The following is a 16174-nucleotide window of genomic DNA, read 5'->3' on the forward strand; positions in this document are numbered from 1 at the left end:
AAAAAGTTTAGTAAACTATTATTAAGGAAAGTTAATTTTTCTCATGATTCCCCATAGTAAATAATTACCCTGCAGATTTAAAAGTCTGTGGGGCAATGTGGAGATATAACCCTAATGGTAAGGGAGCAACTTGCTAAGTTGCCAGTAATCGAGTAATCGGTGTATAGGTTCAAGTCCTATTATCTCCGCCATTATCCATAAACCCTAACATAATATAAAGGCACTTATAGAAATATAGGTGTCTTTTATTGTTATAATTTAGAAGGTGTTGTAGAATATTTATAGGAGGGGATATTATGGAAGAAAATACTGTAGAAATAATGGAAAGTTCGAATAAAGAAATAGAATTAAAAACATGTTTTGTAATTACTCCTATAGGTGATGAAAATTCATCTATAAGAAGACATATTGATGGGGTAATAAATGCAGCAATCATACCTGCTTTGGGAGATGATTATAAAATAAAAGTAGCGCATAAATTTACGTCACCAGGATCTATCAATAAACAAGTTATAATTGAAATTTATAATGCTGATTTAGTAGTCGCAAATCTAACAGAGCTAAATCCTAATGTAATGTATGAACTAGCTATTAGACATGCATTAAAAAAACCTGTAATAATGATCATGGAAAAGGAGAGCAATAAATTACCTTTTGATGTAGCTACTGAAAGAACTATATTTTATAAAAATGACTTTCAAGGGGTATTAGATTTAAAAGATCAGTTGATTCAAGCTGAGGAGGCAATAAAGGATAATTGCAACTTATCAAATCCTATTTATGATGCATTAGAAAATTATATGCAAGATGAGAAGTTAATAAAGAAGATAGAGAGTGAGAGTTCAGAAGATGTGAGTGTGCTAAAAAGTATTTTGCTTAAAATTGATAGCTTAGAGAAATCCATTATTAATAGCAATTCAGAAGTTGCAGTAACAGAAAGCTATTGTAATGTTAGTTTTAATGTAGATGTAGAATATTTAGGTGAACTTTCTAGAGAAGATTACAATAAAATCAGATTAAATGTCAAGAGAAGGCTAATAAGAAAAATAGACCTTAATTTTGGTATAAGTGCTTCAATATCAATAGATGATGATTATAGACTTATTATAATAAGAGCCAGAATATTAGAGAGGATAGTGAATAATTCAAAGTTTATTAATGATATAGGACGAATAATTAGAGAAACTATAAATAGTGCTGATGAAAGGATTGAATTTAGAGGAATGTCAATAACAAGTCATGAATAGAGCTTAAAAGGAACTCTAGAAATAGGGTTCTTTTTATTTTATCTACAATATATTGTGTATAATGTGGACAAGTGATACTACATATAGAAAGTGAGGTGAGTTCATGGCAAAGTCAAAATATGAAACTAATGTTAAAGATAAGTTGCTATTAGTAGAAGCGTGGGCTAGAAATGGACTCACTGATGAACAAATAGCAAAGAATTTAGGTATAAGCAAAGATACATTCTATAAATATAAAAAAGAACATACTGACTTTTCTGACTCCCTAAAAAGGGGCAAGGAAGTAGTAGATATAGAAGTAGAAAATGCTTTATTAAGACGAGCTTTAGGTTATAAGTATGATGAAGTAACTAAAGAGATTAATGAAACAACAGGAAAGTTGCAAGTATCTAAGATAGTAACAAAGGAAGTTGTTCCAGATACTACAGCTCAAATATTCTGGTTAAAGAATAGAAAGCCACTAGAGTGGAGAGATAAGAGAGATGTTGAGCATAGTGGTAATATAGCTAATGAGGTTAATATAACGATAGATGGTGATGATTATGGGGATTAATTTAAATATAAATTCGAAAGTGTTTAATCCTATATATCTTAAATATCAATTAAAGAATAATAACAGATATCAGATTTACTTTGGAGGTTCTTCTTCAGGTAAATCTTTTTCTTTGGCCCAAAGAACTGTATTAGATGTAATACAAGGCGAAAGGAATTATCTCATAGTAAGAAATGTACAAAGTACTATTAAGAGATCATGTCTTAATGAAATAACCAAGGCTATAAGTAATCTTAAAATGAGTGAATACTTTGAAGTAAACAAAACTGATATGATAATCACTTGTAAGCTCAATAAAAAGCAAATATTATTTTGTGGTCTTGATGATGTTGAAAAGATAAAATCTATAACTCCTATAGATGGTGTTATAACTGATATATGGGTTGAGGAAGCAACTGAAACAGAATATAAAGCAGTAAAGCAGCTAGATAAAAGACTGAGAGGAAGAAGTAAGGTTACAAAGAGGTTAACATTAAGCTTTAACCCTATTTTAAAGGACCATTGGCTATATAGTGGATACTTTGATATATGGGAAGATGATAAACAGTATGTAGAAAAGGATAATGTATCAATACTTAAAACTACATACAAAGATAATAAGTTCTTAACTAAAGATGATATTGAAGCATTAGAGAATGAATCAGACCCATATTATTATGAAGTTTACACATTAGGTAACTGGGGAGTACTTGGAGCAGTTATATTTAAGAATTGGAAAGTACAGAGTTTTGATGATATAGAAAGCACCTTTGATAATTATAGACATGGAGTAGACTGGGGATTTGCTGAGGATCCTTTTGCATATATAAAATCTCATTATGATAAAAGGAAATCCAAGCTTTATATATGTGATGAAATTGAAGCAGTTGGCTTATTGAATGAAGAGTCAGCTCCTATGGTTAGAGAAAAAGCAGGACATAGTAGAGTTATATGTGATAGTGCAGAGCCTAAGTCAGTCAGTCAATTTAAAAGCTTAAGAGTTAATGCTAAAGCAGCAAAGAAAGGACCAGGGAGTATTGAATTTGGTATTAAGTTTCTACAAAGCTTAGAAATAGTAATACATCCAAGATGCCAAAGCTTTAAGAATGAAGTTAGCAAGTACAAATATAAAGAAGATAAGAATGGTAATGTACTTCCTATACCAGTAGATAAGGATAATCACTTAATTGATGCACTTAGGTATAGTTTAGAAGATGATATGACTAATACAAAAGTCAAAGTTAGAAGTAAAGCAAAGATAGGATTAAGGTAGGTGAAATAGTAATGGCAATTTTAAAAGACAGAGATTTATTAAATGAAGATGGAAGTATTCCAGATGAATTACTAGCAAAGTGCATATCTAATCATAGCGCAATGCTGGACAGGTATAATCTCTTAAATAAATATTATGATGGAGAACATAAGATATTAGGGAGAACACTATCAAGTGATTTATTGCCTAATAATAAAATAGTAGCTAATCATGCTGAGTATATTACAGATATGACAACAGGGTATGTATTTGGTACACCTATAACGTACTCAGGTGATGGCGCTGATGAACTTAATGACATATTCATAACAATAGATGAGGATAGCCATAATAATGAACTAGCGCTAGATATGAGTATTATGGGAATAGGTTATGAGTTGTTATTCATGAATGATGATGAAATTCCATTCCCTGAGTTAGCAGTAAGTAGTCCATTAAATAGTTTTCTTGTATGTGATACAACAGTAAAACAAAAGCCTTTGTTTGGAGTAACTTACTTTGAAAAGCGAGATATTGAGGACCAAATAAAAGGCTATGATGTTAATGTTTATACTGAAGATAAAGTATATCACTATTTTACACAGGATATAAGCAGTAAGGCATTTGAGTTAAAGGATGAAGAAGAACATTACTTTAATGGAATACCGCTTATTGAATATAAAAATAATAAAAAGCTTAGAGGTGACTTTGAAGGAGTTATTACCCTTATAGATGCTTATAACCTTTTACAATCTGATAGGATAAATGATAAAGAACAGGTTGTTGATGCATTACTTGCGGTTATAGGTGCTTCATTAGGTGATGATGAAGAGGAGAAGATTAAAACAGGAAGATTACTTAAAGAATTAAAGATTCTAGAGCTTGATGAAGGTGGAGATGCTAAGTGGTTAGTTAAGAATCTTAATGAAACTGAAATAGAAGTACTTAAAAGAGCATTGAAAGATGATATTCACGAATTTAGTAAAACCCCATGCTTAACTGATGAAAACTTCGTGGGCAATGCTTCAGGTATTGCTATGAAGTACAAGCTATTGGGCTTTGAACAGTTAGGAAAAACAAAAGAAAGATACTTTAAACAAGGATTAAGGCAAAGATTAAAACTTATGTCTAATATAGAGAATATAAGAGCTAAGAACATTGATTCTAGCAATATAGATATAGCTATGAAAAGAAGTCTTCCAGTAGATGATGAATTAATGGCTAGAATAGCACAAGAAACAGATGGATTTATTTCATGGGAAACTAGAGTAAAAAGGTTTGATGGTGAAATAGATATTGAAGAAGAAAGAAAAAGGCTTGAAGAAGAGAAGAAAAAGAATATAGAGCAACAGCAAGAAGCCTTTGGTAGCTATGACTTTAAAACTAGTCAACAAAATATAAGCAAAGATGATAAATCTACTGTAAAAGATGGTGAGGTAGATGAAAAAGAATAATTCCTATTGGAGTGATAGAGCTAACTTAAGGATGGCATCTTATCATAAAGATAGTGATGAAACTATTAATAAAATTAGCAATGCTTATGATAAAGCTATGAAAGATATAAATGAGGACATAAATAAAATATTCTTTAAGTTCCAGAGTGATAGTGGATTAAGTATAGCAGAGACTAAAGAACTACTTAATAGTAAAATACCTACAAAGGAATTAGAAAGCATTAGAAGTAAAATTAATGGTATTGAAGATAAGGAATTAAAGAGGTCATTAATGGCGCAGATTAATGCTAATGCCTATAAAGCTAGAATGACAAGATTAGAAGCATTAAAAGAGAGCATTTATATTAATACTAAGTTAGCAGCAGATGTAGAGATAAATAAAAGTACTAAACTATATACAGATAATATAGAGAAAGCCTATTACACTAACCTATTTGACATTCAAAAAGGATTAGGGATAGGCTTTAATGTTGCTCAAATGCCATTAGGAACTATACAAGAGATACTTAAGAATAATTGGAACAACAAACATTATAGTGAAAGAGTATGGGGCAATAGTGAAGTATTAGCACAAAAGCTAGAAGAAGTAATAACTAGTGGCTTAATGAGTGGTAAAAGCTCCAGAAGAATGGCACAAGAGCTACAAGACATGACTGACTATGGTAAGTCTGCAGCGGAAAGACTAGTAAGAACAGAGACAACTTATGTTACTAATATGGCTGAATTAGAAAGCTATAAAGAACTAGGTATTGATAAATATATATTTCTTGCTACCTTGGATTTAAGAACTTCGCCAATGTGTAGAGAGTATGATGGTAAAATTATTGAAGTATTCAAAGGAATATCTGGAGTAAATTTACCTCCGTTGCATCCATATTGTAGAAGTACAACAAGGGCATACTTTAAGAATATGGAAAGGGAAAGACTACAAAGAAGAGCAAGAGATCCAGAGACAGGAAAGACTTATACAGTGCATGGAGATATGAATTATCAAGAATGGTATGATAGGTTTGTAGTTGATAAGTATGGTAAAGATAAAACAGAAGTATTTGAGAAGATGATAAAGAATAAATCTTCTGATAGAAAACAATTCAATGAATTTAAAGAGGTTCTAGGAAAAGATTCTCCAAAGATATTGAAGGACTTCCAGGACTTGAAGTATAATGATATTAAGGAATGGGAATTAATTAAGGATTATGTAAAATCAAGAGAAAGTAATATGATCTCTGTATTTAGCTCTTTTAGAGACTTCAAAAAATATAAAAATATTATTGATGTAGAAATTATAGGTGTAACAACCTCAGATGGAATTAAAATAAAGTCACAAAGCAAGCATTTTGTAGAAAGAGTACTTGGAACATCTTACGATCCAGATAAGGAGAGACCAAGAGATGGTGTTGAAGTGGAAATTATAAAAGATACATTGATTAATCCATTAAAAGTAAAAGAAGAGCGCCACAAGAATAGTTTTAAGTATATTGGAGAAAAAGTTACAATTACTGTTAATCCAGACACTGGGAACTTGATTCAATGTAATCCAACAGATAGTGATTTAGTAAGGAGATTGAAAAATGTATAGAATTAGGTTTAAACAAGAATTATATAGCTATATGATAAATATTCTAACTGACGAATTAAAAAATAAAATAGAAAATATTGAATATAAAGATGATGTTGTTTATTTAAATATAGATGTTGATACAAAGCTGGATATAATGGAATATGTAGAGGATAAGCAATTAGAAATTGGATTTGTTAATGAAGATTACCTAAATGAAGACGGTAAGAAGCTCCAAATGATATATGATATAATATACAATCAGACTAATAGCCAGTAAAAGCACTTACTTAAGGTTTAAAGGTAGGTGCTTTTATAATCCCTGTTTTTAGTATATTATTATATTAGTAGTAATATATGGAGGGGTACAAATGGGATTATTTGATTCTGCAGAAGAAAGAGCAAGAAAGAAAAAACTTAAAGAAGAAGAGAAGGAACGAAAAAGAAAAGAATATGAAAGAATAATGGCTTCAAATCCAGAAGTAACTATAAAAGTTAATACTAAAACAAATACAAAGACTAGTGCACAGAAAGAGTTGGAGTATAAGAGAATAATGGTCTCAAATCCGACAGTTAGTACAGTAACACAATCAAGTACTATTGATAATACAGTTCGTTGTCCTAAGTGTGGAAGTACATCTCTTTCAGCTGATAAGAAAGGATTTAGCTTAGCTAAAGGAGCGGCAGGAGTATTTCTTGCAGGACCATATGGAGCAGTTGCAGCAGGGCATGGAAAAAATAAAGTTCTTGTAACCTGCTTAAATTGTGGAAAGCAATGGAAGCCAGGTAAATAAAATATAAAAGTTATTAAGCACTTACTTATGTGGGTGCTTTTATTATGTTTAAAATTAAGGAGGAATATTAAAAATGAGAGAATTAAATACAATTCAAAAGAAAGAAAAATTAAACAAAGTATTTGCAGTTGATGAGGTTGGTCCAGGAGGTGCTAATCATAGATATATAGTATGTAAACACGAAGAAACTTCATGGTGTAATGGAAATAACTCAGAAGGAGTATATGAAGATATTCAATTTCAGTGTGGACCAAGAAAAGAAGAAAACAGTAAACATGGTCTAATTGATAGTGATTTACTGGAAATAGTAAGAGATAGGCTAAAGGCTTTTCAAGCTGGACCATTTGCAAGCGAATATAATGAGCATGCATTAAAGCATATAGAAGAAGCATTATATTGTATGAATGCTAGAGTTGAAGATAGGATAAAAAGAAATGTTCTAGGAAGGAATGAAAAGTAATTAAGCCTTGGGAAACTAAGGCTTTTTATTATGCTTAAATGAGGTGATAAAATGAAAATTTGTCCTGTTTGTGGAACAACATTTAATGGACCACGTTGCCCTAGATGTGGTTACTGTCCTACATGAAGTGATTAATTAAGGCTAGTATAGCCTTTTTATTATGCCCTTAGCAAGGCTTTAAAAGGCTAGAATAAAATATTTGAACGATATGGGGCAATAGCAATGTATCGGGCAAGGAGGATAATATGAATAAAAAACTATTAATAAACTTAGGTCTATGTGGTAGAGGAGTTATGTTTATGGCACCGGATGCAGGTGGCTCTACTGGAAATGGTGATACTGGAACAGATACTATTGGTACAGAGGGAACCGAAGCAAGTGGAGATGAACAAAATGGGACAAAGAGTTTTGATGATGTCTTAAAAGATAAGTCTTATCAAAGCGAATTTGATAAGAGAATATCTAAAGCTCTGGAAACTGCAAAGTCTAAGTGGGAAGCAGACTATAACAGTAAGCTAGAAACTGCTAAAACAGAGGCAGAGAAGTTAGCTAAGATGAATGCTGATGAAAAGGCAAAGTATGCAGAGGAAAAAAGAATTGCAGAACTAGTAAAGAGAGAAAAAGACATAACCACTAGAGAATTAAAGACTCAAGCCTATGAAACTCTAGCAGAGAAAGGTATCTTAGGAGACACTGCTAAGGAAATTACAGAGGTACTTAATTACAATGATGCAGAAACTTGCAGTAAGTCTATAGATGCAATAGTAAAAGCAATAAACTCTGGAATAGAAAGAGGAGTAAATGAAAAGTTAAGAGGAGGGTTACCTCCTAAAAGTGGACAAGGAAATAATAATCAATCAACATTTGGATTTAATTTTACAGGTGTAAGAGGGAAAAAATAATAAAAAGAAAGAAGGAATGTTAAATGGCAGCATTAAATTATGCAGAACAATATTCAAAGGAACTAGCTCAGGCTTACCCATATGTGCTTTATAGTGGAGCACTATGGAATACTGAAAATTCTACTAAGTATAGAGTGGTAGATGCAAAGACTATACAAATTCCATCTATTAGCGTAGGTGGCAGAACTAATGGTAATAGAGATACCATAGGAGGATTTTCAAGAAACTTTGATAATGCATGGGAAACTAAAACATTAAAAAACCATAGACAATGGAGTACGTTAGCACACCCTAAGGATATTAATGATACTAACCAGGTAGTGTCTATAGCAAATATTACAAAAGTAATGAATGAAGAAGAGAAGTTTCCAGAAATGGATTGTTATATTTTTTCCACTATTTATCAATTAAGAAATGCACAAAAGGCTATAACTCCACTTTCAGCTGACTTAACAGTTAATGATGTACTAGATAAGTTTGATGAAATGATGGATGAAATGGATGAGGCTAGGGTTCCTGCAGCTGGAAGGATTTTATATTGTGATACTTTTACTAAGACATTAATAACTAAAGCTATTGCTATAGTAAGAGGCAATGGAGATAAGAAGTTAGTAAGAGACGTAGAAAGATTAGAAGAAGTTACTATTACTTCTGTTCCAACTAACCTATTAAAAACTAAATATACATTTGCAACAGGATATTCACCAGCAGTAGGTGCATTAGATATTAAGATGTTACTAGTACATCCATCATCAATATTACCTATAGTATCATATGAATTTGCACAGTTAGAATCACCAAGCGCTATGTCTCAAGGTAAGTATGTGTATTTTGAGGAGTCTTTTGAGGATGTATTTATTTTAAATAAAAGAGTAGATGCAATACAAATAGTTGTTAAGTAGAGGAAGGGATACCATCCTCTATATTGTGAATTGAGGTGCTAGTATGACACAGCTAGAAAAAATAAAAATAAGAATACCTGATGCAAATGATGATTTACTCAATCAACTTCTTGAAGATAGTGAAGCTGATATATTGGACTACACTAATAGAAATGTACTATTGCCTAAAATGAAAGGATTACAAAGAGAATTAGCCATTGTTTACTATAATCGTATGGGGAGTGAAGGAGAAGCTTCCAGAAGCGAGGGTGGTATATCTGTTAGCTATGAAATGCCTGAAGGAATTAAGAATAGGCTTAAAGCTTTTAGAAGGCTTAAGGCGGTGGGTATCTGCAAATGAAAATAAAAAATAAAAAGATTTATTATCTTAAAAGGAAAACGCTTATAGAAGACGGTGAAGGTGGTAAGTATCCAGGATACTCTAATCCAATAGAAATAAAGGCCAATATAAGCCCTGCATCTGGAAGATTACAAGCTGAAATTTATGGACAGAGGCTGAATTACATCTTAAATATGCTATATGATGGACCACAAACTATAAATGAAGATGATGGAATTTGCGTCTATGTTTCTAAGGATATGGAGCCAGACTATAAGGTTATATCTATTAAAAGGTATAGCCACTTGTTTATTGAATTGGAGAAGATATAGAAATGGGCGGGAGTATTGAAGGATTAGATAGCCTTCTTAAAAAGTTATCCAAACTAGGTGGGAATGTAGAAGAAACATTATATAAGAGCATAGATAGGCAATCCAAATTAGTGCAGGGTGATGCAAAAGACTTATGTGATGTTGATACTGGAGATTTAAGAAATAGCATCAAAACAGAAACAAAAATTAAGGGAGATAAGATAGTAGGTAGTATATTTACTAATTCAGACCATGGGCCATATGTTGAATTTGGAACTGGCAAAAAAGGAGAAGCTTCTGGTGGAGATAAGTATCCTGGCCCAATATCTTATAAACAAGATAAATGGTTAGTTAATATTCCGGATGTGGGTCCAAGATGGATTGAGGGACAACCAGCGCAACCGTTTATGTATCCAGCCTTAAAGAATAATGAAGAAAGAATACTAGAAAATATAAAAAAAGATATAAAAAAAGAGATAAGGGAGTTAGCTAGAAGATGATTAATGTAAAGGATCAAGTGTATTCAGCTATCAAAGATATATCCTCTAATGTAAGTGATAGCTATCCAGCGGATTGGGCAACGTTCCCCGCTATTCAATATACAGAGGAAGATAATAAAGTAGCTGAATGGGTAGATGGGGAAGAGTCAAAGTCATATCTGAGATATAGGGTTGATATCTGGCACAATAGAAGCACATCAAGTTCAGCACTAGAGGTAGATAGAAAATTATCAAAGCTAGGACTACAGCGTACATTTTGCCAAGATGTTGCAGATACCAGCGGGTTAAAACATAAGGTAATGAGATATGAGGGGGTAATAGATACCTCAACAGAGTTTGTTTATAACAATCAAGTTTAAATAAGAAAGGATGATAATTAATGTTAGCAAATGGAATTACATTAAGTTATAAAACTACAGGAAACACATATATAAAATTAGCTGGATTAAAGGAAGTACCAGAAATGGGAAATGATCCAGAGAAGGTAGAAAATACAACTTTAGAGGATACAACAAAGCAATATGAATATGGGATAGGAGATTATGGGGACTTAGCATATAAGTTTAAGTATGTTAACAATGCAGCAGATAGTCCATACAGGGTATTGAGAGCATTGGCAGATAATAAAACAGTTGTAGATTTTGAACAAGCTTATCCAGATGGTACAAAGTTTGTATTTAAGGCTCAATGTTCTGTTAAGCTTGGCGGTGGTGGAGTTAATAGTGCAATGGACTTTACATTATCTCTAGCATTACAAAGTGGAATTGCAGTAACAGATCCAACAGTAACACCATAATTCAGGGGGCATACTTAAGTGTATGTCCTTTATTATTTTAAGAAAGTAAGGAGAGATTTACATGGCATTATATAAAATATTAACAGTAGGTGAAAAGGAATATAAATTAAAATTAACAACTAGTTCAACTATACTTATAGAGGATAAACTGGGTGGAAATATATTAGACCCAATAATGGAAATGAGTGCAACAGCACCAGTAGATGGCAAAGGTAATATTAACATGAAGAAGATGAATAAAATGCCTTTACCATCATTAAAATATCTTGTAACAGTTCTTTGGGGTTCGCTTCAAAAATATCAACATGGTATGACATTTGATAAGGTTTGTGACCTAGTAGATGAGTATATTGAAAATGGAAAGTCACAAATGGATTTATTTAGTGAAGTAATGGAGCTATTAACTGAGGGTGGAGTATTAGGAAATCCAGAAGAAAAAGAAAATTTAAAGTAGGGGAAGATGGTGAGAATACCACTTCCCCATTTTTAAATAAAGCACCTGAAACATATACAGAGTTTATTGAGGAATATTTACTACATGATGCTCTAGATTGTGGGATTAGTATAAGTGAATTTTATGACATGACCATAAGTGAAATAACAAATTGCAGAGACTCTTTCCTAAGAAGAAGAGAGATTAAAAGAAAGGATTCTGCAGATATGATTTATAGATTATCAGTTCTTATTACCAATGGTACAGCTTGCATAATGAGTAAAGATAATAAACCAATTGAGTTCTTAGATATGTTTGCAGATTTATTTGAAGAAGAGAGTAAGTTTAATGAAGAAAATAAAATAAATGTGCAAATGGAAATAAATAAACAACACATGAAGGAATTTGCACAAAGGGTAAATAGAGAAAGGCTACAGGCTGGGGGTGAGAATAAGTGACATTAGAACAATTAGAGGTTGTCATTAATGCTAATGCTAGGCAGTTTAACACCCAAGTAGCACAGGTACAAAACCAGGTTAATAGCATGGCTAACCATGTTAATAATAGTGTAAATAGAATGAGTGGAACCTTTGACAGACTTGGTAAAATGTTAGCAAGCGTTTTTGCGATTGGAGCAATAACTAAGTTTACAAAATCATGTTTGGATTTAGGCTCTAATCTTGCAGAAGTACAAAACGTAGTTGACGTTACGTATGGAAACATGAGCAGTAAAGTAAATGAATTTGCAAAGAACGCATGGAAAACAGTAGGACTTTCTGAAACTATGGCTAAACAATATATGGGTAACTTTGGAGCTATGAGTAAATCAATGGGATTTACAGTTGACGAAGCCGAGAAAATGTCTGAAACCCTTACTAATCTTTCTGGTGATGTAGCTTCTTTCTATAATATAAGTCAAAATGAGGCTTATACAAAATTAAAGAGTGTATTTACTGGTGAGACTGAAAGTTTAAAAGAACTTGGTGTTGTAATGACACAAGAAAATCTTAATCAATATGCTTTAGCTAATGGATATGGTAAAACTACAGACGCAATGAATCAACAAGAAAAAGTTGCTTTAAGACTTGCATATGTTACACAAACATTGAGTGCAGCCAATGGAGATTTTGCAAGAACATCTAATTCATGGGCCAACCAAGTAAGGTTATTAAGTTTACAATATCAATCTCTTAAAGCAAGTATAGGACAAGGATTGATTGCAGTATTAACACCAGTTATTAATGTAATTAATATTATTATGGGTAAATTAGTAGCAATGGCCAATACATTTAACTCTGTGCTTAGTGCAATAGGATTTACTATTAGCGGTGGCTCTGGAGGTTCCGGTGGTGGAGCAGCAGGTGCAATTGATTTTGGAGGAGCTACAAGCGGTATTGATAATGCCACTGATTCTATGAGTAATTTAGGTGGTGCCACAGATGGAGTAGGTAAATCAGCTGATAAGGCTAAGAAAAAACTTGAAGCATTGATGGGCATAGATGAAATCAATAAGATGAAATCTAATGATGATGATTCTGACGGAGGTTCTGGAGGTGGCTCTAGTGGAGGTGGAGGAATAGGAAGTATTGCATCACCTGCAATTGACACAAGTGCTACAGAGGATTCGTTATCAGCCTTAAACGATAAAGTAAATAAAATCTTAGCTGAATTATTAAGCCCATTAAAGAAAGCATGGGATAACTACGGAGAATGGTTTCTTAGCAAATGGGATTACTTTAAGAGAGCATTTGGGTATAGTTGTGACGAATTGAAAAACTTCTTGGTATCTGTATGGAACCATGGAGGAAAGGAATTTGTTCAACACATGGCTGAAATAGGGATTGTAATAGCTGGTGTAGCTCTTCAGATAGGCGGAGATATATTAGTAGCTTTAGGCAACTTATGGAGACATCTTAATCCAGATAATAATCCATACACTAGAAAGTTTATTGATGCCATGAATAGCTTAGCTATAGCTGTAAGGGATTTTATTATATCTGCAGGTAATTGGTTTGGTAAGTTCTTAGATTTAGGGGGACAGGCATTTATTAATGTCATAGGTGATATTGTTATGTTAGTTGGTACAATACTAGCAGAGGTTATGGCAGACGCAATTAATTTTATAACAGCTTTTATGAACAGTTGGGCAGGAAGCGTTATTATTGGTACTGTAGCTATGACACTAGATATAGTTGCTGGAGCAATTAAAGCAGTGTTAATAGTTATAGAAAAATGCCATAAAGTATTAGAGGTTTTCTTGGTTTTGTGGGCAGCATGGAAGTTCAGCAGTGTAATAGCGGGAATAGGCGATGTAACTACTAAGTTAGGAAGTCTTGCATATAGTCTATTAGGGGTAGTTGCAAATGTAGATCACAATAACAGAATGTTTATTAAATGGATCCAGGAAGGAATAGATAAAGCTGTATTAGCATGTAGAAATTTAGGTATAGCATTATTATCTCCTATTAAAACATTAAAATCCTTTGGAGAAACTATTTACTTAAGTCTATTGTATTTAAAAGATTGGATTGTTGCTATAGGTAAAAATGCTATAAAGGCATTAAAATCTTTTGGAGAAAATATTTATTTGGGACTATTATATTTAAAAGATTGGACAGTAGAAATGGGCGTGAAAGCAATAGCATCTTTGAAAAAATTTTTAGTAAGTATAGGAACAAGTACTGCTGGGTTGATAGGTTTGACTACAGCAGAAGGAACAGCCACCACAGGAGCAGTTGCTTTAGGATTAGCGTTAGATGCATTAGGAATTGGATTAATAATAGCAGCAATTTCAGGATTAGTTGTAGCCGTAAAGAAAATAGGAGATAAATGCGGTTGGTGGAAGTCTATTATGGAGGCATTGGCTCCAGTGATTGACTGGGTTAAAGAAAAAGTAGGTTGGCTATGGGATAAAATAGCTGGATTCTTTGGTTGGGATACAGAGCCAGAAGTTAAAGAAAATATTGAAGAAATTGGGACTACTGCAGAAGAGACTGCAAAAACCACAGATGATGCATTTGGAACAGCTACATCAAATGTAAATAAATATTTAGATGATATCCATTTTAATGCTACTAGACTTGCCCAGGAAGTAGATGAAGCTACTAAAACTGCTACTGAAAAGTTTAGTATGTTATCTCAAAGTGCACAAGATTATTTAGATGCTGTAGCTACTCATAATCAAGATAAACTTAATGAAATGGGTGATAATCAATCAATTTACAATGAAGAAGTTAAAGCCATGTATGCTGATTTAACAGAAGCAGAAAAAAATGAATTCATGAAAAAATATGGAATTATCCAAGGTATCAATGAAGATATGCTTAATTATGAAGGATTAAAGTATGATGATAGAGTTGCTAGACATGCAGCTTATTTATCTACTATAGAAAATGATGAAAGCTTATCTTATCAAGATAAAAAAACTAAAATGGACCAAGCGAATGCAGATTTTCAAGCGGGTATTGATAGTGAGGTACAGAAGTATCAAGAAAGTATAGAATCTAAACAAAAAGCTTTAGATGAATTATTAGCTACTCATGGAAATACAACAGGACAAGGAAAGATTTATGAGCAAGAGTTAAGAGATGCCATTGATGGAGATAGAGCACATATAGAGGAAATAACTCAATCTTCTTATGATGCACAGGTTACCACTGTAGAAGGTGCTACAGATGCAATGGCACAAGCAAATGCTGATACAGCTACTGCACAGGAAGATGCATATAAAAATGTAGCTACTACAGCTGAAGAGTCTATGGCTACAGTAAATAAAAGCATAGATGGAGCTAGAGAGAATATACAGACATTTACCAGTGAGGCAACTACATTAGCAACTCAATTAAAAAATAGCTTTAATGGAGTTGGAGCAAAAATAAGTAGTGAATTTACTATGGCTAGTTCTAGTATATCTGCTACTCTCAATAAAATAAGAAGTATAGTAGAAAGTACAACATCAGATATAAGGAGTTCAATAGCTAGTGCATTTTCTAATATATCTTCAATTATCTCTAGCAATATGAATCAATGTAGTAATATTATTAGATCATCTTTTTCTAATATGTCTAGTATGGTTAGAGATTCCTTAAATGGAATAAATCAAACTACTAGTAGTACATTGAGAAACATGGTATTGATCTATAATTCAGCAGCCATTAATATTAATAACATAACAAGTAATTTAGGAAGTAACATGGCTAATAAATTTAATACTATAAATAGTATAGCTAGTAGTACATTTGAAAGAATAAGAGACAATATGAGTAGAAATATAGAAATAGCTCGTTACAATATATCTAATCATCTGAATAGCATTGCTTATATGTTTAACAATTTTGATGCAACTCTTAAAGTTAAGATACCACACTTCTATATGACTGGGAATTTCAATGCAGAGACTAAAGAAGTGCCAAAGGTAGGAGTTAATTATTTTGCTAAAGGTGGAGTAGTTGATAGAGCTACATTAGGTATATTCGGTGAAGAGGGTAAAGAAGCTATAGTACCATTACAGAATAATACAGAGTGGATGGATACATTAAAAGGCATAATGGGAGCAGCTTTTATACAAGCAATGCAAACAAATAATAGTAATTCAAGTAATTCTATGGATGGAGATTTAAACTTATTTATAGATGGAAGTGTAATAGGCAAAGTAGCATTAAAGCAATTAAGGAAAATGCAACGACAGGGAAATATAACATTAATACCAGGATAG

Annotated in this window: 18 protein-coding genes and 1 tRNA gene; all 19 read left to right on the forward strand. The window is 32.5% G+C overall.

Annotated elements, in window-relative coordinates:
• Positions 1-99 precede the first annotated feature (99 nt).
• The 19 genes from B3W71_RS07545 to B3W71_RS07635 all read left to right on the forward strand — a co-directional run bounded on the left by B3W71_RS07545 (position 100) and on the right by B3W71_RS07635 (position 16174).
• Positions 100-191, forward strand: a tRNA-Ser gene (locus tag B3W71_RS07545).
• 105 nt (positions 192-296) lie between these two features.
• Positions 297-1247 (forward strand): hypothetical protein, encoded by a 951-nt coding sequence (locus B3W71_RS07550; protein WP_346888326.1) that lies wholly within the window; start codon positions 297-299, stop codon positions 1245-1247.
• 103 nt (positions 1248-1350) lie between these two features.
• Entirely contained in the window at positions 1351-1800 is a 450-nt protein-coding gene (locus B3W71_RS07555) for a helix-turn-helix domain-containing protein (protein WP_346888327.1), read from the forward strand.
• On the forward strand, positions 1790-3052 hold the full coding sequence (locus tag B3W71_RS07560) for a PBSX family phage terminase large subunit (protein ID WP_346888328.1): 1263 nt from the start codon (positions 1790-1792) through the stop codon (positions 3050-3052). The genes B3W71_RS07555 and B3W71_RS07560 overlap by 11 nt, the downstream gene beginning before the upstream one ends.
• An 11-nt stretch (positions 3053-3063) precedes the next feature.
• Positions 3064-4485, forward strand: a complete 1422-nt coding sequence (locus B3W71_RS07565) for a phage portal protein (RefSeq protein ID WP_346888329.1) — start codon at positions 3064-3066, stop codon at positions 4483-4485.
• The gene (locus B3W71_RS07570) at positions 4472-6064 is read left to right on the forward strand and encodes a minor capsid protein (protein ID WP_346888330.1); all 1593 of its coding nucleotides are present in this window, start codon (positions 4472-4474) and stop codon (positions 6062-6064) included. The genes B3W71_RS07565 and B3W71_RS07570 overlap by 14 nt, the downstream gene beginning before the upstream one ends.
• Positions 6057-6323, forward strand: coding sequence for a hypothetical protein (locus B3W71_RS07575; RefSeq protein WP_346888331.1), 267 nt, complete (start codon positions 6057-6059; stop codon positions 6321-6323). Before B3W71_RS07570 ends, B3W71_RS07575 begins: the two co-directional genes overlap by 8 nt.
• A gap of 91 nt (positions 6324-6414) precedes the next feature.
• A complete protein-coding gene (locus tag B3W71_RS07580) occupies positions 6415-6837 on the forward strand; it encodes a hypothetical protein (RefSeq protein WP_346888332.1) in 423 nt (140 codons plus the stop codon).
• Positions 6838-6910: 73 nt separating this feature from the next.
• On the forward strand, positions 6911-7297 hold the full coding sequence (locus B3W71_RS07585) for an ABC transporter ATPase (RefSeq protein ID WP_346888333.1): 387 nt from the start codon (positions 6911-6913) through the stop codon (positions 7295-7297).
• A gap of 245 nt (positions 7298-7542) precedes the next feature.
• Positions 7543-8199, forward strand: a complete 657-nt coding sequence (locus tag B3W71_RS07590; RefSeq protein ID WP_346888334.1) for a DUF4355 domain-containing protein — start codon at positions 7543-7545, stop codon at positions 8197-8199.
• Positions 8200-8222: 23 nt separating this feature from the next.
• Positions 8223-9101 carry a capsid protein gene (locus B3W71_RS07595; RefSeq protein ID WP_346888335.1) on the forward strand — a complete coding sequence of 293 codons (879 nt, stop codon included), beginning with the start codon at positions 8223-8225 and terminating at the stop codon, positions 9099-9101.
• Between the two features lie 43 nt (positions 9102-9144).
• Positions 9145-9441, forward strand: a complete 297-nt coding sequence (locus tag B3W71_RS07600; protein ID WP_346888336.1) for a phage head-tail connector protein — start codon at positions 9145-9147, stop codon at positions 9439-9441.
• Entirely contained in the window at positions 9438-9752 is a 315-nt protein-coding gene (locus B3W71_RS07605) for a hypothetical protein (protein WP_346888337.1), read from the forward strand. The genes B3W71_RS07600 and B3W71_RS07605 overlap by 4 nt, the downstream gene beginning before the upstream one ends.
• 2 nt (positions 9753-9754) lie before the next feature.
• Positions 9755-10231 (forward strand): HK97-gp10 family putative phage morphogenesis protein, encoded by a 477-nt coding sequence (locus B3W71_RS07610; protein ID WP_346888338.1) that lies wholly within the window; start codon positions 9755-9757, stop codon positions 10229-10231.
• Positions 10228-10590: a hypothetical protein gene (locus B3W71_RS07615; RefSeq protein WP_346888339.1), complete on the forward strand. Its 363-nt coding sequence runs from the start codon at positions 10228-10230 to the stop codon at positions 10588-10590. Before B3W71_RS07610 ends, B3W71_RS07615 begins: the two co-directional genes overlap by 4 nt.
• A 20-nt stretch (positions 10591-10610) precedes the next feature.
• Entirely contained in the window at positions 10611-11027 is a 417-nt protein-coding gene (locus B3W71_RS07620; protein ID WP_346888340.1) for a phage tail tube protein, read from the forward strand.
• Between the two features lie 61 nt (positions 11028-11088).
• On the forward strand, positions 11089-11481 hold the full coding sequence (locus B3W71_RS07625) for a DUF6096 family protein (RefSeq protein ID WP_346888341.1): 393 nt from the start codon (positions 11089-11091) through the stop codon (positions 11479-11481).
• A gap of 128 nt (positions 11482-11609) precedes the next feature.
• Complete coding sequence (locus B3W71_RS07630) at positions 11610-11918, forward strand: hypothetical protein (RefSeq protein WP_346888342.1); 309 nt, start codon at positions 11610-11612, stop codon at positions 11916-11918.
• Positions 11915-16174 carry a hypothetical protein gene (locus tag B3W71_RS07635; protein WP_346888343.1) on the forward strand — a complete coding sequence of 1420 codons (4260 nt, stop codon included), beginning with the start codon at positions 11915-11917 and terminating at the stop codon, positions 16172-16174. Before B3W71_RS07630 ends, B3W71_RS07635 begins: the two co-directional genes overlap by 4 nt.

Origin of the sequence: Clostridium sp. UBA1056 (assembly GCA_002316385.1) — a bacterium.
In the GTDB taxonomy this organism is placed as follows: Bacteria; Bacillota; Clostridia; order Clostridiales; family Clostridiaceae; genus Clostridium_J.

What these genes read in the sequence shown, in the direction of transcription:
- B3W71_RS07550 (WP_346888326.1), top strand. Translation starts at nt 297, where the DNA reads ATGGAAGAAAATACTGTAGAAATAATGGAAAGTTCGAATAAAGAAATA.
- B3W71_RS07555 (WP_346888327.1), top strand. Translation starts at nt 1,351, where the DNA reads ATGGCAAAGTCAAAATATGAAACTAATGTTAAAGATAAGTTGCTATTA.
- B3W71_RS07560 (WP_346888328.1), top strand. Translation starts at nt 1,790, where the DNA reads ATGGGGATTAATTTAAATATAAATTCGAAAGTGTTTAATCCTATATAT.
- B3W71_RS07565 (WP_346888329.1), top strand. Translation starts at nt 3,064, where the DNA reads ATGGCAATTTTAAAAGACAGAGATTTATTAAATGAAGATGGAAGTATT.
- B3W71_RS07570 (WP_346888330.1), top strand. Translation starts at nt 4,472, where the DNA reads ATGAAAAAGAATAATTCCTATTGGAGTGATAGAGCTAACTTAAGGATG.
- B3W71_RS07575 (WP_346888331.1), top strand. Translation starts at nt 6,057, where the DNA reads ATGTATAGAATTAGGTTTAAACAAGAATTATATAGCTATATGATAAAT.
- B3W71_RS07580 (WP_346888332.1), top strand. Translation starts at nt 6,415, where the DNA reads ATGGGATTATTTGATTCTGCAGAAGAAAGAGCAAGAAAGAAAAAACTT.
- B3W71_RS07585 (WP_346888333.1), top strand. Translation starts at nt 6,911, where the DNA reads ATGAGAGAATTAAATACAATTCAAAAGAAAGAAAAATTAAACAAAGTA.
- B3W71_RS07590 (WP_346888334.1), top strand. Translation starts at nt 7,543, where the DNA reads ATGAATAAAAAACTATTAATAAACTTAGGTCTATGTGGTAGAGGAGTT.
- B3W71_RS07595 (WP_346888335.1), top strand. Translation starts at nt 8,223, where the DNA reads ATGGCAGCATTAAATTATGCAGAACAATATTCAAAGGAACTAGCTCAG.
- B3W71_RS07600 (WP_346888336.1), top strand. Translation starts at nt 9,145, where the DNA reads ATGACACAGCTAGAAAAAATAAAAATAAGAATACCTGATGCAAATGAT.
- B3W71_RS07605 (WP_346888337.1), top strand. Translation starts at nt 9,438, where the DNA reads ATGAAAATAAAAAATAAAAAGATTTATTATCTTAAAAGGAAAACGCTT.
- B3W71_RS07610 (WP_346888338.1), top strand. Translation starts at nt 9,755, where the DNA reads ATGGGCGGGAGTATTGAAGGATTAGATAGCCTTCTTAAAAAGTTATCC.
- B3W71_RS07615 (WP_346888339.1), top strand. Translation starts at nt 10,228, where the DNA reads ATGATTAATGTAAAGGATCAAGTGTATTCAGCTATCAAAGATATATCC.
- B3W71_RS07620 (WP_346888340.1), top strand. Translation starts at nt 10,611, where the DNA reads ATGTTAGCAAATGGAATTACATTAAGTTATAAAACTACAGGAAACACA.
- B3W71_RS07625 (WP_346888341.1), top strand. Translation starts at nt 11,089, where the DNA reads ATGGCATTATATAAAATATTAACAGTAGGTGAAAAGGAATATAAATTA.
- B3W71_RS07630 (WP_346888342.1), top strand. Translation starts at nt 11,610, where the DNA reads ATGACCATAAGTGAAATAACAAATTGCAGAGACTCTTTCCTAAGAAGA.